The organism is Streptomyces canus, assembly GCF_030815415.1.
Taxonomy (GTDB): Bacteria; Actinomycetota; Actinomycetes; order Streptomycetales; family Streptomycetaceae; genus Streptomyces; species Streptomyces canus_F.
Genome location: NZ_JAUSWW010000001.1, coordinates 7,627,246 through 7,649,626, shown reverse-complemented (window position 1 = coordinate 7,649,626; position 22,381 = coordinate 7,627,246). Strand labels below are relative to the sequence as shown.

Sequence of the window (22,381 nt, the reverse complement as noted above, 5' to 3'; positions counted from 1 at the left end):
GAGATGTAATTCCATGACAGACGCACTCAAGCGCCTCTCCGAAGAAGGCGTCGCGATCTGGCTGGACGACCTGTCGCGCAAGCGGATCACGTCCGGCAACCTCGCCGAACTGATCGACCAGCAGCACGTCGTGGGCGTCACGACCAACCCGTCGATCTTCCAGAAGGCGATCTCCCAGGGCGACGGCTACGACCAGCAGCTGTCCGACCTCGCCGCCCGCAAGGTCACCGTCGAAGAGGCCATCCGCATGATCACGACGGCGGACGTCCGTGACGCCGCCGACATCCTGCGCCCGGTCTTCGACGCCACCGGCGGCCAGGACGGCCGTGTGTCGATCGAGGTCGACCCGCGCCTGGCCCACAACACCAAGGCGACCGTCGCCGAGGCCAAGCAGCTGGCCTGGCTGGTCGACCGCCCCAACACCCTCATCAAGATCCCGGCCACCAAGGCGGGCCTGCCGGCCATCACCGAGGTGATCGGCAACGGCATCAGCGTCAACGTCACGCTGATCTTCTCGCTGGAGCGCTACCGCGAGGTCATGGACGCGTACCTCGCGGGTCTGGAGAAGGCCAAGGCCAAGGGCCTGGACCTCTCCCTGATCCACTCCGTGGCGTCCTTCTTCGTGTCCCGCGTGGACACCGAGATCGACAAGCGGATCGACGCGCTCGGCACCGAGGCGGCCAAGGCCGCCCGCGGCAAGGCGGGCGTCGCCAACGCGCGTCTGGCCTACGAGGCGTACGAAGAGGTCTTCTCCTCTTCCCGCTGGCAGGAGCTGGACAAGGCGCGGGCCAACAAGCAGCGCCCGCTGTGGGCCTCGACCGGCGTGAAGGACCCGGCCTACAAGCCGACCCTCTACGTCGACGAGCTGGTGGCGCCGAACACGGTGAACACCATGCCGGAAGCCACTCTTCAGGCCACCGAGGCGAGCGGCGAGATCCGCGGCAACGCCGTCTCCGGCACCTACGAGCAGGCCCGTGCCGAGATCGACGCGGTCGAGAAGCTCGGGATCTCCTACGACGAGGTCGTGCAGCTGCTGGAGGACGAGGGCGTCGAGAAGTTCGAGGCGTCCTGGAACGACCTGCTCAAGTCGACCGAGGCAGAGCTGGAGCGCCTCGCCCCCTCGGAGGGCTGAAACCTTGTCGAGCAGCAACCCGCTGCGTGACCCCGCCGACCGACGGCTCCCGCGTATCGCGGGGCCGTCGGGGCTCGTCATCTTCGGCGTCACGGGCGATTTGTCCCGGAAGAAGCTCATGCCCGCGGTGTACGACCTCGCGAACCGGGGTCTGCTGCCGCCGGGCTTCTCGCTGGTCGGTTTCGCCCGCCGCGAGTGGCAGCACGAGGACTTCGCGCAGGAGGTCCATGACGCCGTCAAGGAGCACGCCCGTACGCCGTTCCGCGAGGAGGTCTGGCAGCAGCTCATCCAGGGGATGCGCTTCGTCCAGGGCACCTTCGACGACGACGACGCGTTCGAGCGGCTGCGCGGCACCATCGAGGAGCTCGACAAGGCACAGGGCACGGGCGGCAACTTCGCCTTCTACCTGTCGGTGCCGCCGCGCTCCTTCCCGGTGGTCATCCAGCAGCTGAAGAAGCACGGGCTCACCGACCAGTCCGCCGGCTCCTGGCGACGTGCGGTCATCGAGAAGCCCTTCGGTCACGACCTGAAGTCGGCCGAGGACCTCAACAAGGTCGTCCACGAGGTCTTCGCCCCGGACCAGGTCTTCCGGATCGACCACTACCTCGGCAAGGAGACCGTCCAGAACATCCTGGCGCTCCGCTTCGCCAACCAGATGTTCGAGCCGATCTGGAACCGGTCCTTCGTGGACCATGTGCAGATCACGATGGCCGAGGACATCGGCGTCGGCGGCCGGGCCGGCTACTACGACGGCATCGGCGCCGCCCGTGACGTCATCCAGAACCACCTCCTCCAGCTCATGGCCCTCACCGCCATGGAGGAGCCGTCCTCCTTCGACGCGGACGCGCTGGCCGCCGAGAAGACCAAGGTGCTCGGCGCGGTGAAGCTGCCGAAGGACCTGGGCCGGGACACCGTCCGCGGACAGTACGCGGAGGGCTGGCAGGGCGGTGAGCAGGCGGTCGGGTACCTCCAGGAGGAGGGCATCGACCCCAAGTCCAAGACGGACACGTACGCCGCCATCAAGCTGGAGGTCGACAACCGCCGCTGGGCGGGCGTCCCCTTCTACCTGCGCACCGGCAAGCGCCTGGGCCGCCGGGTCACCGAGATCGCGGTGGTGTTCCAGCGGGCGCCGCACTCCCCCTTCGACTCGACGGCCACCGAGGAGCTGGGCTCCAACGCGATCGTCATCCGCGTCCAGCCCGACGAGGGCATCACGGTCCGCTTCGGTTCGAAGGTCCCCGGCACCTCCATGGAGATCCGGGACGTGTCGATGGACTTCGCCTACGGCGAGTCCTTCACGGAGTCCTCGCCCGAGGCGTACGAGCGACTGATCCTCGACGTCCTGCTCGGCGACTCGAATCTCTTCCCGCGCACCGAGGAGGTCGAGCTGTCCTGGAAGATCCTCGACCCGATCGAGGAGTACTGGGACGAGCACGGCAAGCCGGCCCAGTACCCGTCCGGCACCTGGGGGCCGGTCGAGGCGGACGAAATGCTCGAACGAGAGGGACGGAGCTGGCGCCGGCCATGAAGATAGACCTCACGGACACCACCGCCAGCAAGATCAACAAGGCACTGGTCAAGGGCCGCCGGGCCATCGGCACACCGGCCGTCGGCATGGTGCTCACGCTGGTCATCGTCACGGACGAGGAGAACGCGTACGACGCCCTGAAGGCCGCCAACGACGCGTCGCGCGAGCACCCCTCGCGCACGCTCGTGGTCATCAAGCGCGTCTCCCGCACTCCCCGCGACCGCACCCAGTCCCGCCTCGACGCCGAGGTGCGGGTGGGCGCGGACGCGGGCACCGGCGAGACGGTGGTCCTGCGGCTGTACGGCGATGTCGTGCACCACGCCCAGTCGGTCGTCCTGCCGCTGCTGCTGCCCGACGCCCCCGTGGTCGTCTGGTGGCCGGTGGAGGCACCGATCGACCCGGCGAACGACCCGCTGGGCGCCCTCGCCCAGCGCCGGGTCACCGACACCTACGCCTCCGAGCAGCCGGTACGGGACCTCGGCGCCCGCGCCGACACCTACACGCCGGGCGACACCGATCTGTCCTGGACCCGCATCACGCCCTGGCGCTCGATGCTGGCCGCGGCCCTGGACCAGGTCACCGTGGACGTCAACGCCGTCGAGGTGGAGGGCGAGGAGTTCAACCCGAGCTGCGAGCTCCTGGCGATGTGGCTCGCGGACCGGCTGGACGTCCCGGTGAAGCGTTCACTGTCGGGCGGTCCCGGCCTCACCGCGGTCCGCATGGACACCAGCCACGGTCCGATCACCCTGGACCGCGCGGACGGCTCGCTGGCGACGCTGTCCATCGAGGGCCAGCCGGACCGTGCGGTGGCGCTCAAGCGGCGGGAGACGGCCGAGCTGATCGCTGAGGAACTGCGGCGGCTCGACCCGGACGACACGTACGCTTCGGCGCTGCGGTTCGGGGTGGAGCGGCTGAACCCTTCGGCGCAGGGCGCGGCCGCTCCGGCGGCTCCGGCTCCGGTCGCTTCCGAGGAACCGGTCGCGGTTCCGGTGGAGGAGGCGGCGAAGGCTCCCGCGAAGAAGGCGACGGCCAAGCCCGGCCCGGTGAAGAAGGCGGCGGCCAAGTGAGCACTCCGCAGCTGGTCGTGCACCGCGACAAGGAGCTGATGGCGCAGGCCGCCGCGGCCCGTCTGATCACGAAGATCGTGGACTCGCAGGCCTCCCGTGGTTACGCGTCCGTGGTCCTCACCGGCGGCCGCAACGGCAACGGCCTGCTGGCCGCGCTGGCGGCGGCTCCCGCACGGGACGCGATCGACTGGGGCCGGCTCGACCTGTGGTGGGGTGACGAGCGGTTCCTGCCCGAGGGCGACCCGGACCGCAATGTCACACAGGCCCGCGAGGCCCTGCTGGACTCGGTGCCGCTCGACCCGAAGCGGGTGCACGCCATGCCCGCCTCGGACGGCCCGTACGGCAAGGACGTGGACGCGGCGGCGGCCGCCTACGCCGAGGAGCTCGCCCGTGCGGCGGGCCCGGAGAACCACGGCTCGGTGCCGACCTTCGACGTGCTGATGCTGGGCGTCGGTCCGGACACGCATGTCGCGTCGCTGTTCCCGGAGCTCCCGGCGGTCCGCGAGACCGAGCGCACGGTGGTCGGTGTCCACGGCGCGCCGAAGCCCCCGCCGACGCGCGTGACCCTGACGCTGCCCGCCATCCGCGCCGCCCGTGAGGTCTGGCTCCTCGCGGCCGGCGAGGACAAGGCCCAGGCGGCGGCGATCGCCCTCTCGGGCGCGGGCGAGATCCAGGCTCCGGCGGCCGGCGCACAGGGCCGTCGGCGCACCCTGTGGCTCCTGGACGCGGCAGCGGCCTCACAACTGCCGCGCGCGCTGTATCCACCGGCGTCACCCTGAGCGCACTGCCGGACGGCCCCAGGTCGATGACCTGGGGCCGTCTCGCGTTCACGGCACGCTGCCGCGGCGGAGCCGGGGCCCGTCAGTGCCCGTAGGGATTGCCCTGGTTGTAGGGGTTCCCGGCCGACGGCCCGTACGGGTTGCCGTGGGGGTACGGCTGCCCTGCGCCCGGCCCGTACGGGTTGCCCGGGTGGTACGGCTGTCCCGTGCCCGGCCCGTACGGGTTGCCCTGCGGCGGCAGGTACGGCGGCGCCGGAGGGGCGTTCGGCGGCATCGGCGGGGGCGGCGGGGTGAGGTGCGGGTGGGTGGCCGGGTGGGCCGCCAGCCGGATGCCGTAGCGCTGCTCCAGTCGCCGCATCTCCAGCAGCGCGATCCCCGTGACCGTCAGGGGTGCGCCCAGGATGAACAGGACGCCCATCCCGAGGCTGAGCCCGTGCAGGTCGCCCGTGAGCAGGTCGGGGAGGGCCATCAGCCAGGACGTGACCGCGGCGAGCAGCGGCGGCAGACAGCGGTGCACGCCCGCGGTGCCGAAGAAGTTCGCGCCCACGTGCCAGGCCCCGCGGGCCACGAAACCGATCAGCCACAGCACGGCAGGGCCGAGGACCAGGATGAAGAACCCCGCGCCGCCCGCCGACTGCAGCAGCACGACCGTGAGCACGATCGTCCCCACGAAGAGCAGCAGCAGCTTCAGCGAGTTGAACAGCGAGGGCTTCAGCCCGCTCACCGAGCCGCGCCGCCGCCACACGAAGAGCATGATGCCGACCGTCAGCGGTGTGATGAGGAGCAGGACGACGGAGGCCGTCAGCATGTTCTCCAGCATCTCGTCGAAGGCGAACCCGCCCTCGACGAAGGTGTACACACCGATCGCCGCGACCGTCCCGGCGATGAGACGGATCTTCTTCAGCTGTTCCACCGCCGGGTCGACGGACTCCGGTATCCACGCCGGATGGAACACGGCGCGTGCCGCGTACTTCGGTTTCCACAGCGACCCCGCCGTCAGCGCGCCGCCCGTCCAGCTTCCTTGTGAACCAGCCACTGTGCACTCCCCCGAGCCATGGCTTCCATGATCGCCGGGGATTCTACGGGAAGCGGACGGCACCTCGCCGCCCGCTTTCCGCGATCTGCGGTCACGAACGGCCGCGCAGCTCCCGGTACTTGGCCACCAGAGCCTTGGTCGACGCGTCGAGACCCGGAACGTCCGCACCCTCGGTCAGCGCGGGCTCCACGCGCCTGGCGAGGACCTTGCCGAGCTCCACGCCCCACTGGTCGAAGGAGTCGATGTTCCAGACGGCTCCCTGGACGAACACCTTGTGCTCGTAGAGCGCCACGAGCTGTCCGAGCACCGACGGCGTCAGCTCGCGCGCGAGGATCGTCGTGGTCGGGTGGTTGCCCTGGAACGTCTTGTGCGCGACGAGTTCCTCGGCCACCCCCTCGGCCCGTACCTCGTCCGGTGTCTTGCCGAACGCGAGGGCCTGCGTCTGCGCGAAGAAGTTCGCCATCAACAGGTCGTGCTGCGCCTTGAGTTCGTCGCTCAGCTCGGCGACGGGCTCGGCGAAGCCGATGAAGTCCGCCGGGATCAGCTTCGTGCCCTGGTGGATCAACTGGTAGTACGCGTGCTGCCCGTTCGTCCCCGGCGTCCCCCACACCACGGGCCCGGTCTGCCACTCCACCGGAACGCCGTCCCGGCCCACGTACTTGCCGTTGGACTCCATGTCCAGCTGCTGGAGGTACGCCGTGAACTTGGACAGGTAGTGGCTGTAGGGCAGCACCGCATGCGACTGGGCGTCATGGAAGTTGCCGTACCAGATGCCCAACAGGCCAAGGAGCAGCGGCACATTGGACTCGGCGGGCGCGGTCCTGAAGTGCTCGTCGACGAGCCGGAACCCGTCGAGCATCTCCCGGAAGCGGTCCGGGCCGATGGCGATCATCAAGGACAGCCCGATCGCCGAGTCGTACGAGTACCGTCCGCCGACCCAGTCCCAGAACTCGAACATGTTGGCCGTGTCGATACCGAAGTCGCCGACCTTCTCGGCGTTCGTCGACAGCGCCACGAAGTGCTTGGCGACGGCGGCCTCGTCACCGAGCGCGTCCAGCAGCCACTGGCGCGCCGAGGTCGCGTTGGTGATCGTCTCGATGGTGGTGAAGGTCTTGGAGGCGATGATGAACAGCGTCTCGGCCGGGTCCAGGTCGCGGGTCGCCTCGTGCAGGTCGGCGCCGTCCACGTTGGACACGAAGCGGACCGTGAGGTCGCGGTCGGTGAAGCTGCGCAGCACCTCGTACGCCATCGCCGGGCCGAGGTCGGAGCCGCCGATGCCGACGTTGACGACGTTCTTGATGCGCCTGCCGGTGTGCCCCTTCCACTCCCCGGAGCGGACGCGCTCGGCGAAGCCGGCCATCTTGTCGAGGACCGCGTGCACGCCCGGGACCACGTTCTCCCCGTCGACCTCGACCACCGCGTCCGGGGCGGCCCGCAGCGCGGTGTGCAGGACGGCCCGGTCCTCGGTGGTGTTGATCTTCTCGCCGCCGAACATGGCGTCCCGGAGGCCGAAGACATCGGTGGCGGCCGCCAGTTCGCGCAGCAGCCGCAGCGTCTCCTCGGTGACGAGGTGCTTGGAGTAGTCGACGTGCAGGTCCCCGACCTGGAGCGTGTATCCGGCGCCGCGACCCGGGTCAGCGGCGAACAGCTCGCGCAGTCGCACCTCGCCGAGCTCCTCGCGGTGCTTGGCCAGAGCGGTCCACTCGGGTGTCTGGTTGAGCCTCGTACGGCCGTCTGCGTTCATGTCCGACTTCAGCCTTCTTTCGTGCCTGTGCCAGCTGGTCCAACCTAATTGATCAGCGCGTGACATGAGCTGTCGCGGCGCCGTCCTGCGGTGCGACAACAGGTACGTCCGGCTTGAGCGCAGGTGTCAACGAGGCGACGGAGAGAACGAAGAAGCCGGCCGCGAGCAACGCCGGGGTGCCCCGCCCCCAGACCGTGGCGACGACACCGCCGAGGAGCGCGCCCAGGGGCGCTCCCGCGACCGCCAGGGTCCGGAAGGCCGAGCTGACCCGGCCCAGCATGTCGGCGGGGCTGCGCTGTTGCATGAGGGTCGTGGTGTTGACGTTCCACACCATGCCCATCAGTCCGAAGACGGCCATCGCCGCCACCATCGCGATCAGACTCCGCACCGTCCCCATCACGACGAGCGCGCCGATCTGCACGGTGCCTGCGAGCAGTACCGCCCGCACCTGTCCCATACGGGAGACCAGCCGGCGGTTGAGCGCTCCCCCGGCCAGGGAACCGACGGTGTAAGCGGTCGTCGCCGCCGCGAACCCGGCTTGTCCCGCGCCGATCCAGTCGGTCACCAGCAGCACCATGGTGGCGATGAGAGCGCCCACGCCGACATTGCACAGGGCGGTTGCCGCGCACAGCCCGCGCAGGGCCCGGTCCCCGGCCAGGGCGCGCAGCCCCTCCGCGATCTCCCGGCGCAGGGTGCTGCCCGCCGGTCTCGGCTTCCGCGTGGGCGCGCCGGTCCGCAGGGAGGCCACCAGCGCCGCCGCCACCAGGAAGGTCGCCGCGTCGGCCACGAAGGGCACGGGAGCGCCGACCACCAGCAGCAGGGGTACGACGGGGGCGCCGAGCAGACCGCCGGCGATCTTCTGCCCGGTCATCAGCCGGGCGTTCGCACTGCCGAGGGCCTCGTCGTCCACCAGAGCGGGCAGCAGGGCGGTGGACGCGTTGTCGAAGAGGGTCTGGAGGGTGGTCAGGGCGAAGGCCAGCGCGATCAGCAGCCCGACGGAGGCCTGCCCGAGCGCCACGGCCACCGCGAAACCGGCGACCAGCAGCCCTCGTAGCGCATCCACCGTCCACATCGCGCGCCGCTGGTCCACCCGGTCGGCGACCGCTCCGCCGAGCAGCCCGAAGACGATCCAGGGCAGATAGCCGCAGGCGGTGACCGCCGCTATGGCCAGGGGCTCGTCGGTCAGGGTGGCGGCCAGCAGGGGCAGTGCCGCCGTACGCAGCGCGTCACCGAAACTGGAGAGCACGGCGGCACTCCACAGCCGCCCGAACCCCCCACGCCACGCGGGCACCCGCACACCCGCAGCCTCGACCGTCACCACAGCTTCCCCCTCACGGTTCGCACGCCTTGCGGCATGCCCAAACCGTAGGGGTCACCACTGACATCGCGGTGGGCCTGTGGATAACGTGAGAACAGCTCCGGCCAGGCACCTCTCGGTGCCCGGCCGGCTGTCAATTCCTAGATCTCGCCCCGCAGTTTGGCGAGCGCCTCGGCGAGGATCGCCTCGCCGTCCGCATCGCTGCGCCGCTCCCGTACGTACGCGAGGTGCGTCTTGTACGGTTCGGTGCGCGGTGGGTCCGGCGGGTTGTCCCGGTCCTGTCCGGCGGGGAAGCCGCAGCGCGGACAGTCCCAGGTTTCGGGGACCTGCGCGTCGCTGGCGAAGCTGGGCTGCGTCTCGTGCCCGTTGGAGCACCAGAAGGAGATGCGCAGCCGTGGCGCGGACTCGCCACGCTCGGCCTCGCCCATCGGCCCCGCCCCGACCCGGCTTCCTCGGATCGCGTTGCCACTTGCCACGGTCGTAACTCCCTGCGTGATGGTGCCGCGAAGCGAGTCGGCGTTTTCGCTTCGTTGCGAGCGCCTCAGTCTACGTAAGGCCCAACGCACGTCCAGTGATTGGAGTTACAGCCCTCACACCTAGACGCAAGCCCCATGATAGGCCGCGCTCAGGTGCGCGTACCGAACATGGGGCCTTACGTACGGAATGTGCGTGCCGGTCAGTTGTTCACCTTCATCAGAAGGCCGAGCACGATGATGCACGCGAACCACAGCAGACCGACCACGATGGTGATCCGGTCGAGGTTGCGCTCGGCGACCGAGGAGCCGCCGACGGAGGACTGCATACCGCCACCGAACATGTCGGAGAGGCCGCCGCCCTTGCCCTTGTGCATGAGCACCAGCAGCATCATCAGGCCGCTGAAGACGATCAGGGCGATCGAGAACCCCATAACCACGGCTGGACCAACTTCCTCGGATCTGGATGGACGACAGGGGCACAGCCTCAGGGCTGTGCCCCCGCAAGGGTACGACGGATCCCGCTTACCGCATACTCACCGCTTGCCGGATCGCCTCCGGGGCGCTCCGATCCGGTGTCGAGAGGCCGACCGTGCTCAGCCCTTCGGGCCTCCGCGCGCTCGGCCTCTCGACACCGGCCGCGCCCCTACGGCTCACTGGTCGCGGAAGCGCACGATCTTGACGAACTCGTCGGCATCGAGCGACGCACCGCCCACGAGCGCACCGTCGATGTCGGCCTGCGCCATGATCTCGGCGACATTGCCGGACTTCACGGAGCCGCCGTACTGGATGCGGACCTGGTCGGCCAGCTCCTGGGTGTAGAGCTCGGCGATCTTGCCGCGGATGGCGGCGCAGACCTCCTGGGCGTCCTCGGCGCCGCAGACCTTGCCGGTGCCGATGGCCCACACGGGCTCGTAGGCGATCACGACGGACTCGGCCTGCTCGGCCGGAAGGTCCTTCAGACCGCCCTCGACCTGGGCGAGCGTGTGGGAGACGTGGTTGCCCGCCTCGCGGACGTCCAGCTCCTCGCCGACGCACAGGATCGGGGTCAGCCCGTGCTTGTAGGCGGCCTTGACCTTGGCGTTGACGATCTCGTCGGTCTCGGCGTGGTACTGGCGGCGCTCGGAGTGGCCGATCGCCACGTACGTGCACTTCAGCTTGGCGAGCATGGCACCGGAGATCTCGCCGGTGTAGGCGCCGGAGTCCTGCGCGGAGATGTCCTGGGCGCCGTACTTGATCTTGAGCTTGTCGCCGTCGACCAGGGTCTGCACGGAGCGCAGATCGGTGAAGGGCGGCAGGACGGCGACCTCGACGGCCTCGTAGTCCTTGTCGGCCAGGGCGAAAGCGAGCTTCTGGACGTGCGCGATGGCCTCGAGGTGGTTGAGGTTCATCTTCCAGTTACCCGCCATGATCGGCGTGCGAGTGGTCATGCGGGGTCAGTCCTCCAGTGCGGCGAGGCCGGGGAGCGTCTTGCCCTCGAGGTATTCGAGGGAGGCGCCGCCGCCGGTCGAGATGTGGCCGAACGCGTTCTCGTCGAAGCCCAGGATGCGGACGGCCGCGGCGGAGTCGCCACCGCCGACGACCGTGAAGGCCTGGGAGTCGAGGAGTGCCTGGGCGACCGCCTTGGTGCCCTCGGCGAATTCGGGGTGCTCGAAGACGCCCATCGGCCCGTTCCAGAAGACGGTGGCGGCGTCGGTGATCTTCGAGGCGTACAGCTTGTTGGACTCCGGACCGATGTCCAGGCCCATCCGGTCGGCCGGGATGGCGTCCGCGGCGACGGTGGTGGCACCCGCCGGAGCCTTGGTCTTCAGGTCCGGGAACCCGGGAGCGACCACGGCGTCGACGGGCAGCACCAGCTCGACGCCGGTCTTCTCCGCGCGCTCGATGTACTCGAGGACGGCCGGGATCTGGTCCTCCTGGAGAAGCGACGCGCCGACCTCGTGGCCCTTGGCCTTGAGGAAGGTGTACGCCATGCCGCCGCCGATGAGGATGCGGTCGGCCTTGCCGAGCAGCTGGTCGATGACGGCGAGCTTGTCGGAGACCTTGGCGCCGCCGAGGGCGACCACGTAGGGACGCTGCACCTCGTCGGTGAGCTTCTTCAGGACGCCGACCTCGGTGGCGATGAGGTAGCCGGCGTAGTGCGGCAGGCGGGCCGGAAGGTCGAAGACCGAGGCGTGCTTGCGGTGCACCGCGCCGAAGCCGTCGCCCACGTACACGTCGGCGAGGGCGGCGAGCTGATCGGCGAAGGCGCCGCGCTCGGCGTCGTCCTTGGACGTCTCGCCGGCGTTGAAGCGCAGGTTCTCCACGACCGCGACCCGGCCGTCGGCGAGGCCGGCGACGGTGGCCGTGGCGGACTCGCCGACGGTGTCGGTCGCGAAGGCCACATCGGCGCCGAGGAGTTCACCAAGGCGCGCGGCGGCGGGAGCGAGGGAGAAGGCCGGGTCCGGGGCGCCCTTGGGGCGGCCCAGGTGGGAGGCGACGACCACGCGGGCGCCCGCCTCGGCCAGTGCCTTGACGGTGGGCAGCACGGCGCGGATACGGCCGTCGTCGGTGATCGCGGTGCCGTCCAGCGGCACGTTCAGGTCGGCGCGGACGAAGACCCGCTTGCCTGCGACGCCTTCGGCGAGAAGTTCGTCGATCGTCTTCATTGAGAGGGCTCCCGAGAGGACTGGTGGTGCTCGTGATCCTAAGAGGGCTGGTCTGTACGTGAGTCAGGGCCCGAGCGGCGCGTCGTTGCGCCGCCCGAGCCCTGCTCTCACATCAACGTGCCTGCTCTGTCGGTCAGAGCTGGTTGCCGACGAAGACCGTGAGGTCGACAAGTCGGTTGGAGTAGCCCCACTCGTTGTCGTACCAGCCGAGGATCTTCACCGTGTTGCCCTCCTGGACCATGGTCAGGGAGGAGTCGAAGGTGCAGGACGACGGGTCGCCGACGATGTCCGAGGAGACGATCGGGTCCTCTGTGTAGGTCAGGAAGCCCTTGAGGTCGCCGTCGTCGGAGGCCTTCTTGAACGCGGCGTTGACCTCGTCCTTGGTGACCTCGCGCTGCAGCGTCACGACCAGGTCGGTGGCCGAGCCGGTCGGGACCGGGACGCGCATCGCGATGCCGTCGAGCTTGCCCTTGAGCTGCGGGAGGACCAGGGCGGTGGCCTTGGCGGCACCCGTCGTGGTCGGGATGATGTTCTCGGCGGCGGCGCGGGCGCGACGCAGGTCCGAGTGCGGGAAGTCCAGGATGCGCTGGTCGTTGGTGTACGCGTGGACCGTCGTCATCAGGCCCTTGACGATGCCGAAGTTCTCGTCCAGAACCTTGGCCATCGGCGCCACACAGTTGGTGGTGCAGGAGGCGTTGGAGATGACGTGGTGGTTGGCCGCGTCGTACTTGTCCTGGTTGACGCCCATCACGATGGTGATGTCCTCGTCCTTGGCCGGAGCCGAGATGAGGACCTTCTTGGCGCCACCGGCGATGTGCTTCTCGGCGTCGGCCTTCTTCGTGAAGATGCCGGTCGACTCGATGACGATGTCGACGCCCAGCTCACCCCACGGGATGTCCGCGGGGTTGCGCTCGGAGAGCACCTTGATGGTGTGGCCGTCGACCGTGATGGTGTCGGCGGTGTGCGAGACCTCGGCCTTGAGGCGGCCCAGGATGGTGTCGTACTTCAGCAGGTGAGCGGTGGTCGCAGTGTCACCCAGGTCGTTGACAGCCACGATCTCGATGTCAGCACCCTGCTCCAGCAGTGCGCGGAAGTAGTTGCGACCAATACGACCGAAGCCGTTGATGCCTACGCGGATCGTCACGAACCGATCTCCTCGTTGGTACGCCGGCTATGCGATGCCGGCGAGCTCTGTTTGGGATGTCCCCGACCGCCTACGACCCTACCTCCCGGAAGCTCCCGCAGTGACATCGAGATGCCGCATACACGGGCAGGCGGTCCGTACCCGCCAGTAGGGGTACGGACCGCCCGGGCCGGAAGGCCCTGTCGCTCGAATTGGTTACGGAGAGTCAGTCACCGTTGACCGGTGTGTTCACCTTCCGAGAGCCGCGAGCGCCTTGCCGAGCAGGGTCGTGCGGTCGGCCGCCGCGGTGACGTGTTCCAGGCCGAAGCCCAGCAGCACGGTGTCGTCCGTGGTGACCGCGCCGTACGTCTTGAACAGCTCTCCGGAGCGCCCCCAGTCCTTGACGACCGCCGGGCTGCCCGCGGGCGGTCCGGGGACGCTCCAGGCACCGAGCGACGTCTCGAAGCCCTCGGTCTCGACGGCGTTGCCGCCGATCACCACGGACGTGTTGTCGGCGAGGACGCCGCGGCCGCCGGATCCGGGGTCGGTGATGTAGCTGAGGGAGACCTCGACCCTCTTGCCGGCGTACGCGGAGAGGTCGAAGGAGACCGCCTGCCAGCCGGCCGACGCCCCAGTGAAGCTGTTCCACTGGCCGCTGGTGCCGGAGGCCGTGCAGCCGCCGTCGCCGAGGGTCAGATACCGCTTGAGTGCGGGATGGGCCGCGATGAAGTACCCGGCGTCGCACTCCGCGGGCACGGTGGTGCTGGTTTTGCCGTTCTTGTCGGGGAGCGTGGTCCAGTCGTCGGCCCCGGCCGTGTGGGCCTCCAGGACGGCGTGGTCGTAGCCCTCCTCGGTGCTCCACAGCAGCCGGGTGCTGAGCGTGGGTGCCTGGGCGGCGGTCACCGAGGTGAGGTCGATGGTGCGGGTGAGACGGTTCCAGGCGTAGTCGCTGTGGGTGACGGCCGCCATGGAGGCGCCTTCGTAGGGGCCGTACGGGTTGACCGTGCCGGGGTAGGTGCCGCCGCCCGCACTCGCGAACTGCGGGAACGTGGCGACCGGCAGGGTGTCCGAGGTGACGCTGAACGACCCGGCCGTGTCGAGCGGGTTGCCCGGGGCCGCGCCGAGCGCTCCGCCGGCTCCGGCGAGTTTGCCGACGCCCTGGAAGGCGGTGGTGCCCGGCAGGGACGTACGGGTGTAGGCGCCCAGGTAGTACTGGCTGAAGTCGTTCGACAGGGTGCCGCCGCCGAGGTCGACGTTGCCGCCGGCCCGCTCGCCGGCCTCGATCAGCTTGCCGCCCTCGTTGAGGAAGGCCCGCAGCTGGAGCTGGGTGGCGTTGCCCGGGACGCTCGCGCCGGTGTAGTGGACGACCGTCTTGAAGTGGTCCAGCACGCCGAGCGCGTCGGGCGTGCCCTGGGTGGCGACGTCCCAGACGATCGCCTTGCGGCCGTTGGCCTTCAGGGCGTCGACGTAGGTCTGCGCCTGTGTGGCGGCCGCGCCCTCCTCGGCGACCACGAGCACGTCCGCGCGCGGCCGCGCGGCCACGGTGTACGTGAAGTGCTCGCTGGAGGTGCGCTTTCCGCTCCGCGTCTCGCCGGTGAACCACACCTCGACCTTGTCGCCCGGGTCGCCGTCGGCGACCTTGGCGCGGTACTCGTCGAAGTAGAGGTTGTCCTCACCGCCGAACGTCTCTCCGCCCTTCCAGGCCTTGAGCGCCATGTCCTCGACACGGCCGCCGTTGACGCGGTACTTGAGCTCCTTGTCGCGCACGGACTTGCGGGCGACGACGGAGACTTCCTGGTCCGCGCCGCGCGAGTACGACGTGCTGAACGTCTTCGGGGTGAAGTCGGCGGCCTTCAGTCCGAGCGAGGACTTCGGCTGGTCGGGCCGGGCCGCGGACTCGGCGACGGAGAGCGCGAACGGGATGTTCTTCTCGAACTCCTGCTGGATCAGCTTCTCGTCGTCCGGGAAGTTGAAGACCGACTGGCAGTCGACCGCGTTCCACTGATCGTCGGGGTAGAGGTCCGACACGGTCTGGCAGGTCGACATCTCGGGGGTGAACATCGCCAGCCCGTTGACGTTCGACGCGTGGCCGTCCGCCTCGCCGTTGGTGGTGTACAGCTCCGAGGAGACCTGGGGCCGGTAGCCGGGGATCGCGGAGTTGTCCGGGGTTCCGGCGAGCGATTTGTAGAGGACGTCGTCCGGCGTGTCGGTGGCCACCTGCCAGCCGACGCCGTAGAGGAGGAGCTCGGCGGCGGAGTGGTAGTTGATGCCGTACGTGAAGCCGATCCGCTTCTGGAAGGCGTCGATGGCCTTGGTCTCGGGCTCGGAGCCCGGGCTCGTGCCGCGGTAGGTCTCGCTGGTGGGGGTGGGTGACGAACCCTCGTTGTCGTAGCCCCACTTGTAGGAGAAGTTGCGGTTGAGGTCGACGCCGTCGCCGATGGCGATGGTGCCGTCGGCGTTGTTGTCCCGCAGGTTCTTGCGCCACAGGCGGGAGTCGTCGCCCTGGAAGGTGTAGTCGTAGCCGTCGGGGTTGGCCGAGATGACGAACCACAGCTCGGTCGAGTCGACGATCTTCTTGATGCGCTTGTCGGACTTGTAGTTGTCGACGTAGTGGTGGAGCAGCCGTCTGGTCATCTCCGGCGTGATCCACTCGCGCGCGTGCTGGTTGGACATGTACAGCACGGAGGGCTTGGCGCCGTCCTTGGTCTTCTTCGCGTTCTTGGTGAGCTTGAGCGCGAGGATGTCCTGGCCGTTGACCGTCTTGCCGATGGAGACGACCTTGGTGAGGCCGGGGTTCTGCTGGCCGGTACGGAGGATCTCCTCCTTGAGGTTCCCGGCCCCGCTGTACGGGCGGTACACACCGTCGGCGGCCGCCTCGACGCGCTTCTCCGCCTTGGCGGAGAGGGTGTGCTCGGTGAGGTCGACGCCCTGTTTCTCGAGCTTGTCCGCCTGTTGGTCGGTCAGGTAGACCTCGACGGTCGCGGTGCCCTTGGCGGGTACCTGCTCGCTCAGTTCGTGGCCGTCCTGCCCGGCCGCCAGCAGCAGGGGTACCTGCTGGTTGGTGACCTCGGCCCGGAAGACCTTGATCTGGTCGGAATCGGGAGAGCCCGCGCTCTCCGCCGCCTGGGCGATGGGTGCGATTCCCGCACCGCCCAGGAGGAGTGCGCCGACAGCGAGGATCGGTCTCGCTCTTCGTCTCATGTGCCCCCCTTGCGTGTGTCCGCCACAGCAGCGAACAGCTGCCAGGCTCATGACAGTTCATGATCCAGTCAAGGGGGCCTCAAGGACGGGCAAACGCCGGTGCCGACACTCCGATGGAGTATCGACACCGGCGTGGTGACGGTGAGTCAGCCTGCGAAGTTGTCGGCCATCTCCTCGGTGATGCTGGACTCCGTGCCCGGAATGCCGAGATCCTGGGCCCGCTTGTCGGCCATCGCCAGCAGCCGGCGGATCCGGCCGGCGACGGCGTCCTTGGTCAGCGGCGGGTCGGCGAGCGCGCCGAGCTCCTCCAGGGAGGCCTGCTTGTGGTCCATGCGGAGGCGTCCGGCGGCCGCGAGGTGCTCGGGGACCTCGTCGCCGAGGATCTCCAGCGCGCGCTGGACCCGGGCGCCGGCGGCGACGGCCGCACGCGCCGAGCGACGCAGGTTGGCGTCGTCGAAGTTGGCGAGACGGTTCGCCGTGGCCCGCACCTCGCGCCGCATCCGGCGCTCCTCCCAGGCCAGCACCGACTCATGGGCGCCGAGGCGGGTGAGCAGCGCCCCGATCGCGTCGCCGTCGCGGACGACCACCCGGTCCACCCCGCGCACCTCGCGGGCCTTCGCGGCGATGGAGAGCCGGCGGGCGGCGCCGACCAGGGCGAGCGCGGCCTCCGGACCCGGGCAGGTCACCTCCAGCGAGGAGGAACGGCCGGGCTCGGTCAGTGAGCCGTGCGCCAGGAAGGCCCCGCGCCAGGCGGCCTCGGCATCGCAGGTGGCCCCGGAGACGACCTGCGGGGGCAGACCGCGGATCGGGCGGCCCCGGCCGTCGACCAGTCCGGTCTGCCGGGCCAGCTGGTCACCACCGGCGACCACGCGCACCACGTAACGCGAACCGCGGCGCAGTCCGCCCGGAGCCATCACGATCAGCTCGGAGCTGTGGCCGAAGATCTCCAGGATGTCCCGCTTGAGCCGACGGGCCGCCATCGCGGTGTCCAGCTCCGCCTCGATCACGATGCGCCCGCTCACCAGGTGGAGGCCGCCGGCGAACCGCAGAATGGCGGAGACCTCCGCCTTTCTGCAGCAGGTACGGGTGACGGGGAGCCGGGAGATCTCATCCTTCACCGCTGCCGTCATCGCCATGGGCCGATCCTTCCATGCATCCGAAAAATACGGTCGTACGCGGCGGCCAACAGCTCCGGGTCGTGCCTCGGGGTCCCATCGGGCCGGGCCACCGGCGCCAGCTCGACCGCGGCACCGAACCGCTTGGCGGCATCGGTCAGGGAATCGCGGTCGGGCACGGCGGCCTGGTCGGCCAGCACCACGTCCAGGGCGAGTTTAGGGGCGTGTCGTCCCAAAACCTCCAAATGACGCTGCGGGGAGAAGCCATCGGTTTCTCCGGGCTGCGGTGCGAGGTTCAGCGAGAGCACCCGGCGCGCCTTCGTCTGGGTGAGGGCGTCCAGGAGTTCGGGCACCAGCAGATGCGGGATGACCGAGGAGAACCAGGATCCGGGTCCGAGCACCACCCAGTCCGCGTCGAGGACGGCGGCGACGGCCTCGGGGACGGCGGGCGGGTCGTGCGGGACGACGTGCACGGACTGCACCTCGCCGGGGGTGAGGGCGACGGTCGCCTGTCCCCGGACGGTGTCCACGTCCTCGGGCCGCTCCGGGTCATGCCCCTTGACCAGGGCCTGGAGCTCCAGGGGTACGGCGGACATGGGCAGCACCCGGCCGTGCGCACCCAGCAGCCTGCCGACCAGGTCGAGGGCCTGGACAGGGTCGCCGAGCTGCTCCCACAGGGCGACGATCAGCACATTGCCGACCGCGTGGTCGTGCAGGTCGCCCTTGGACTGGAAGCGGTGCTGGATGACACGGGCCCAGGTCTGGCCCCAGTCGTCGTCGCCGCACAGCGCGGCCAGCGCCTTGCGCAGATCTCCGGGCGGCAGGACGCCCAGCTCGTCGCGGAGCCGCCCGCTGGAGCCGCCGTCGTCGGCCACGGTGACGACGGCGGTGAGGTCGCCGGTGATCCGGCGCAGCGCGGCGAGCGAGGCGGACAGGCCCATGCCGCCGCCGAGGGCGACGACCTTGGGCTGGGCACCGCGGCGGCGCGGCTTGGCGCCGCGGGCCTCCACGGGGCGGGTCGCGCGTCCCTCGGGCACGACCCGGCGCAGCCTGCTCAGCCGCGGAGAACGTCCTGTCATTCCCGTCCCATGTCCCGGTGTACGACCACCGTCTCCACGCCCTGGGAGGCGAGACGGGCGGCGAGCTTCTCGGAGGTGGCGACGGAGCGGTGCTTGCCGCCGGTGCAGCCGACGGCGATCGTCACGTACCGCTTGCCCTCGCGCCGGTAGCCGGCGGCGATGAGCTGGAGCAGCTCGGAGTAGCGGTCGATGAACTCCTTCGCGCCGGGCTGGTTGAAGACGTACGCCGAGACCTCCTCGTTGAGGCCGGTGAAGGGGCGCAGCTCCGGGACCCAGTGCGGGTTGGGCAGGAAGCGCATGTCCACGACCAGGTCGGCGTCGACCGGAAGGCCGTACTTGAAGCCGAAGGACATGACGGTGGCCCGCAGCTCGGGCTCCTCCTCGCCGGCGAACTGGGCGTCCATCTTGGCGCGCAGCTCGTGGACGTTGAGGCTGGAGGTGTCGATGACCAGGTCGGCGTCGCCGCGCAGCTCGCGCAGCAGCTCGCGCTCGGCGTCGATGCCGTCGACGATGCGGCCGTCGCCCTGGAGGGGATGCGGGCGGCGCACCGACTCGAAGCGGCGGACCAGGGCCTCGTCGGAGGACTCCAGGAAGACGATCCGCCGGGTGACGTGCTTGGCCTCGAGGTCGGCGAGGGATTCGCGCAGGTTGTCGAAGAAGCGGCGGCCGCGGACGTCGACGACGACCGCGATCCGGGCGACGTTGCCCTGGGAACGGGCGCCGAGCTCCACCATGGTGGGGATCAGCGCGGGCGGCAGGTTGTCGACGACGAACCAGCCGAGGTCCTCCAGACACTTGGCGGCGGTCGACCGGCCGGCTCCGGACATGCCGGAGATGATCACCAGCTCGGGGATGGCCGCCTCGGGGAGTCCGGCCGGCTCGCCGGTCGTGCCCGTGCTCACTTGTGCTCCGTCTCCGTCTTGGCTCTGTTGGCCTTCGTTCTCGTTCACACTCATGTCTCCTGCCCCCGTCGTTCGTCCGGGGTGCCCGCCGTCACGGGCTCCCCACCGGAACCCATGGTGTCGGGTTCCTCTTCCATGATCTCTCCAGTAGCTGTGTTCACCGCGGGCGCGGCGGGTGCCGCCTGGGCGAGGGCCACGGCGATGGTCTCTGCCGTTTTGCGGCCTATGCCGGGGACCTCGCAGATCTGGTCGATGGTGGCAGATCGAAGTTTCTTCAACGAGCCGAAATGTTTGAGAAGCGCCTGCTTGCGTGTCTCGCCGAGGCCCGGGACGTCGTCCAGGGTGCTCGCCCGGAACCGCTTGGCCCGCTTGGCGCGCTGGTAGGTGATCGCGAAGCGGTGGGCCTCGTCGCGGACGCGTTGGAGCAGATAGAGGCCCTCGCTGGTGCGGGGCAGGACCACCGGGTCGTCCTCGTCGGGCAGCCATACCTCCTCCAGGCGCTTGGCGAGGCCGCAGACGGCGATGTCGTCGATGCCGAGCTCGTCCAGGGCCTTCTTGGCCGCGGCGACCTGGGGCTGTCCGCCGTCGACGACGAGGAGCTGGGGCGGGTAGGCGAACTTCTTGGGGCGGCCGTCGTCGTCCTTGAGGCCGTTGCCGGACTCACCGGCGAGCCCGTCCTCGTGGCCGTCCTCCACCCACTCGCCGGTCTTCTCCTTCTCGGCGAGATAGCGCCGGAAGCGGCGGCTGATCACCTCGTGCATCGAGCGGACGTCGTCCTGGCCCTCGAAGCCCTTGATCTGGAAGCGGCGGTACTCGCTCTTGCGTTGCAGACCGTCCTCGAAGACGACCATGGAGGCCACGACGTCGTCGCCCTGGAGGTGCGAGATGTCGAAGCACTCGATCCGCAGAGGCGCGCTGTCCAGGTCGAGGGCCCCGGCGATCTCCTCCAGTGCGCGCGAGCGCGTGGTCAGGTCGGAGGCGCGCTTGGTCTTGTGCAGCGCGAGGGTCTGCAGGGCGTTGCGCTGCACGGTCTCCATCAGCGCCTTCTTGTCGCCGCGCTGCGGGATGCGCAGCGAGACGTTCGCACCGCGGCGGCCGGTGAGCCACTCCTGGACCGGCTCGACGGGGTCGGGCAGGGCCGGGACGAGGACCTCCTTGGGGACGGAGTCCCCGGTCTCCTCGCCGTAGAGCTGCTGGAGGGCGTGCTCGACGAGGGCGCCGGTGGTGATCTCCTCGACCTTGTCGGTGACCCAGCCGCGCTGGCCGCGCACGCGTCCGCCGCGGACGTGGAAGATCTGCACGGCGGCTTCGAGTTCGTCCTCGGCGACCGCGATGAGGTCGGCGTCGGTCGCGTCGGCGAGCACGACGGCGCTCTTCTCCATGGCCTTCTTCAGGGCCTCGATGTCGTCGCGCAGGCGGGCCGCCCGCTCGTACTCCATCTCCTCGGCCGCCTCCGTCATCTGTTTCTCCAGGCGGCGCAGATACGTCCCGGTCCGGCCTGCCATGAAGTCGCCGAAATCCTCGGCGAGTTCGCGGTGCTCGTCGGCGGAGACGCGGCCGACGCAGGGCGCGGAGCACTTGCCGATGTAGCCGAGGAGGCAGGGGCGGCCGGTGCGGGCGGCGTTCTTGAAGACGCCGGCGGAGCAGGTGCGGACGGGGAAGACGCGCAGCAGGAGGTCGACGGTGTCGCGGATCGCCCACGCGTGTCCGTAGGGCCCGAAGTACCTGACGCCCTTCTTCTTGTGACCGCGCATCACCTGCACGCGCGGGAACTCCTCGTTCATCGTCACCGCGAGGTACGGGTAGCTCTTGTCGTCGCGGTACTTGACGTTGAACCGGGGGTCGTACTCCTTGATCCAGGAGTACTCCAGCTGCAGGGCCTCGACCTCCGTGGACACCACCGTCCACTCCACGGACGCGGCCGTGGTCACCATCGTGCGGGTGCGGGGGTGCAGGCTCGCCAGGTCCTGGAAGTAGTTCGCCAGGCGCTGGCGCAGGCTCTTCGCCTTTCCGACGTAGATCACCCGGCGGTGCTCGTCGCGGAATCGGTAGACCCCGGGAGAGTCCGGGATCTGTCCCGGCCTGGGGCGGTAGCTGGAGGGGTCGGCCATGTCTCCCACCCTACTGGCGGGGGCTGACAGTCCGACGGGGCCGGGGACGAGCCGGGGACGAGGGCCGGGCGACCTCTACCTGGACTCCAGGAACGTCAGGACGGCCAGGACCCGGCGATGGTCGTCCGTGTCCTCCGTCAGGCCGAGCTTGCCGAGGATGCTGCGGACATGTTTCTCGACCGTGCCCTCGGTGACCCACAGACGGCGGCCGATGCCGGCGTTGGAGCGGCCCTCCGCCATGAGGGCCAGGACTTCCCTCTCACGGGAGCTGAGGCGGGACAGGGGGTCGTCGCGGCGCTGGGCCGTGAAGAGTTCGTGGACCAGGGAGGGGTCGACCACCGCGCCGCCCTTGCCGACACGGTCCAGGGCCTCGATGAACTCGTCGACGACCGTGACCCGGCTCTTCAGCAGGTAGCCGACCCCGCGCCCGCCGGCCAGCAGTTCCAGGGCGTCCTCGACCTCCACGAACGCCGACAGGACGAGGATGCCGGTGCCGGGGTGGCGCTCCCGGATGGTGCGGGCCGCCTTGAGACCCTCCGTGGAGTGGTCGGGCGGCATCCGTATGTCGACGACGGCGATGTCGGGGCGCTCCTCATGGACCAGTTCCAGAAGCCGCTCCGCGTCACCCGCCTGGCCGGCCACCTCGTACCCGGCTCTCTGGCAGAGACTCGCCAGTCCCTCCCGGAGCAGGATGTCGTCGTCGGCGAGGACCACCCGTCCCCGCACCTGCCGCCGCGATGCGTCGTCCATGGCCCCGGCCCCCCTTGCCCGACCGATCTGCTGCGCGCCCAACAGCCTGCCCCACCGGCCGGATTACGGCTAGCCGGAAGCGGAATTGGGGTCCTGCCGTGACGACACACGGGCGGGTGCGAGCGATTCTCGTACCAGTGCGATGCAGAGCGACCGGTCACTTCGGGTGAGAGGCGACGGGTCGCGGGACCGAAGGGTTGCGGGACATGCGACGGACACGGATCGAGAAGGCGAGGCGGTCGACCCGTGCCCGCCCCGGCACCGGGGACACGTACGGCTTCGGCGAGGCCCTCGACCCCCGTGATCCCGACATAGTGCGCGCCAAGCGCCTGCAGTCGGCGCACCGCGGCGGTACCCACCGCCCCTAGAACCGGA

Annotated in this window: 19 protein-coding genes; 5 read left to right on the top strand and 14 right to left on the bottom strand. The window is 69.8% G+C overall.

Annotated elements, in window-relative coordinates; all coding sequences use genetic code 11:
* The first annotated feature begins 13 nt into the window (after positions 1–13).
* From tal to pgl, 4 genes are read left to right on the top strand one after another with little or no spacing between them, the layout of a single operon-like run.
* A complete protein-coding gene (gene tal / locus QF037_RS35340) occupies positions 14–1,132 on the top strand; it encodes a transaldolase (RefSeq protein WP_307032258.1) in 1,119 nt (372 codons plus the stop codon).
* A 4-nt stretch (positions 1,133–1,136) separates the two neighbouring features.
* Positions 1,137–2,660: a glucose-6-phosphate dehydrogenase gene (zwf, locus tag QF037_RS35335; RefSeq protein WP_307032256.1), complete on the top strand. Its 1,524-nt coding sequence runs from the start codon at positions 1,137–1,139 to the stop codon at positions 2,658–2,660.
* The gene (gene opcA, locus QF037_RS35330; protein ID WP_307032254.1) at positions 2,657–3,727 is read left to right on the top strand and encodes a glucose-6-phosphate dehydrogenase assembly protein OpcA; all 1,071 of its coding nucleotides are present in this window, start codon (positions 2,657–2,659) and stop codon (positions 3,725–3,727) included. Before zwf ends, opcA begins: the two co-directional genes overlap by 4 nt.
* Positions 3,724–4,506 (top strand): 6-phosphogluconolactonase, encoded by a 783-nt coding sequence (pgl, locus tag QF037_RS35325; RefSeq protein WP_307032252.1) that lies wholly within the window; start codon positions 3,724–3,726, stop codon positions 4,504–4,506. The genes opcA and pgl overlap by 4 nt, the downstream gene beginning before the upstream one ends.
* Before the next feature lie 82 nt (positions 4,507–4,588).
* Here pgl and QF037_RS35320 read toward each other — a convergent pair whose 3' ends face one another.
* From QF037_RS35320 to QF037_RS35255, 14 genes are all read right to left on the bottom strand, one after another.
* Complete coding sequence (locus QF037_RS35320) at positions 4,589–5,542, bottom strand: DUF3824 domain-containing protein (RefSeq protein ID WP_307032250.1); 954 nt, start codon at positions 5,540–5,542, stop codon at positions 4,589–4,591.
* 91 nt (positions 5,543–5,633) lie between these two features.
* Positions 5,634–7,286, bottom strand: a complete 1,653-nt coding sequence (gene pgi, locus QF037_RS35315; protein ID WP_307032248.1) for a glucose-6-phosphate isomerase — start codon at positions 7,284–7,286, stop codon at positions 5,634–5,636.
* Between the two features lie 52 nt (positions 7,287–7,338).
* The gene (locus tag QF037_RS35310) at positions 7,339–8,607 is read right to left on the bottom strand and encodes an MFS transporter (protein WP_307032246.1); all 1,269 of its coding nucleotides are present in this window, start codon (positions 8,605–8,607) and stop codon (positions 7,339–7,341) included.
* Between the two features lie 137 nt (positions 8,608–8,744).
* Positions 8,745–9,080, bottom strand: coding sequence for an RNA polymerase-binding protein RbpA (locus tag QF037_RS35305; protein WP_003976875.1), 336 nt, complete (start codon positions 9,078–9,080; stop codon positions 8,745–8,747).
* Positions 9,081–9,280: 200 nt separating this feature from the next.
* Positions 9,281–9,511, bottom strand: coding sequence for a preprotein translocase subunit SecG (secG, locus tag QF037_RS35300; RefSeq protein WP_046261782.1), 231 nt, complete (start codon positions 9,509–9,511; stop codon positions 9,281–9,283).
* Between the two features lie 219 nt (positions 9,512–9,730).
* Positions 9,731–10,507 (bottom strand): triose-phosphate isomerase, encoded by a 777-nt coding sequence (tpiA, locus tag QF037_RS35295; protein ID WP_266893987.1) that lies wholly within the window; start codon positions 10,505–10,507, stop codon positions 9,731–9,733.
* 6 nt (positions 10,508–10,513) lie between these two features.
* Entirely contained in the window at positions 10,514–11,725 is a 1,212-nt protein-coding gene (locus tag QF037_RS35290; protein ID WP_307032243.1) for a phosphoglycerate kinase, read from the bottom strand.
* Positions 11,726–11,858: 133 nt separating this feature from the next.
* Entirely contained in the window at positions 11,859–12,869 is a 1,011-nt protein-coding gene (gene gap / locus QF037_RS35285; RefSeq protein ID WP_020120076.1) for a type I glyceraldehyde-3-phosphate dehydrogenase, read from the bottom strand.
* A 228-nt stretch (positions 12,870–13,097) separates the two neighbouring features.
* Positions 13,098–16,049, bottom strand: coding sequence for a M14 family metallopeptidase (locus QF037_RS35280; RefSeq protein ID WP_307032240.1), 2,952 nt, complete (start codon positions 16,047–16,049; stop codon positions 13,098–13,100).
* Between the two features lie 146 nt (positions 16,050–16,195).
* Complete coding sequence (gene whiA / locus QF037_RS35275; RefSeq protein ID WP_307032238.1) at positions 16,196–17,185, bottom strand: DNA-binding protein WhiA; 990 nt, start codon at positions 17,183–17,185, stop codon at positions 16,196–16,198.
* Positions 17,176–18,243, bottom strand: coding sequence for a gluconeogenesis factor YvcK family protein (locus QF037_RS35270; RefSeq protein WP_266828694.1), 1,068 nt, complete (start codon positions 18,241–18,243; stop codon positions 17,176–17,178). Before QF037_RS35270 ends, whiA begins: the two co-directional genes overlap by 10 nt.
* Entirely contained in the window at positions 18,240–19,199 is a 960-nt protein-coding gene (gene rapZ / locus QF037_RS35265) for an RNase adapter RapZ (RefSeq protein WP_307032236.1), read from the bottom strand. Before rapZ ends, QF037_RS35270 begins: the two co-directional genes overlap by 4 nt.
* The gene (gene uvrC / locus QF037_RS35260) at positions 19,196–21,256 is read right to left on the bottom strand and encodes an excinuclease ABC subunit UvrC (protein WP_307032234.1); all 2,061 of its coding nucleotides are present in this window, start codon (positions 21,254–21,256) and stop codon (positions 19,196–19,198) included. Before uvrC ends, rapZ begins: the two co-directional genes overlap by 4 nt.
* A 75-nt stretch (positions 21,257–21,331) precedes the next feature.
* A complete protein-coding gene (locus QF037_RS35255; RefSeq protein ID WP_307032231.1) occupies positions 21,332–22,006 on the bottom strand; it encodes a response regulator transcription factor in 675 nt (224 codons plus the stop codon).
* 206 nt (positions 22,007–22,212) lie between these two features.
* Between QF037_RS35255 and QF037_RS35250 the strand changes: the two genes are divergently transcribed.
* Positions 22,213–22,374: a hypothetical protein gene (locus tag QF037_RS35250; RefSeq protein WP_307032229.1), complete on the top strand. Its 162-nt coding sequence runs from the start codon at positions 22,213–22,215 to the stop codon at positions 22,372–22,374.
* Positions 22,375–22,381: the final 7 nt, after the last annotated feature.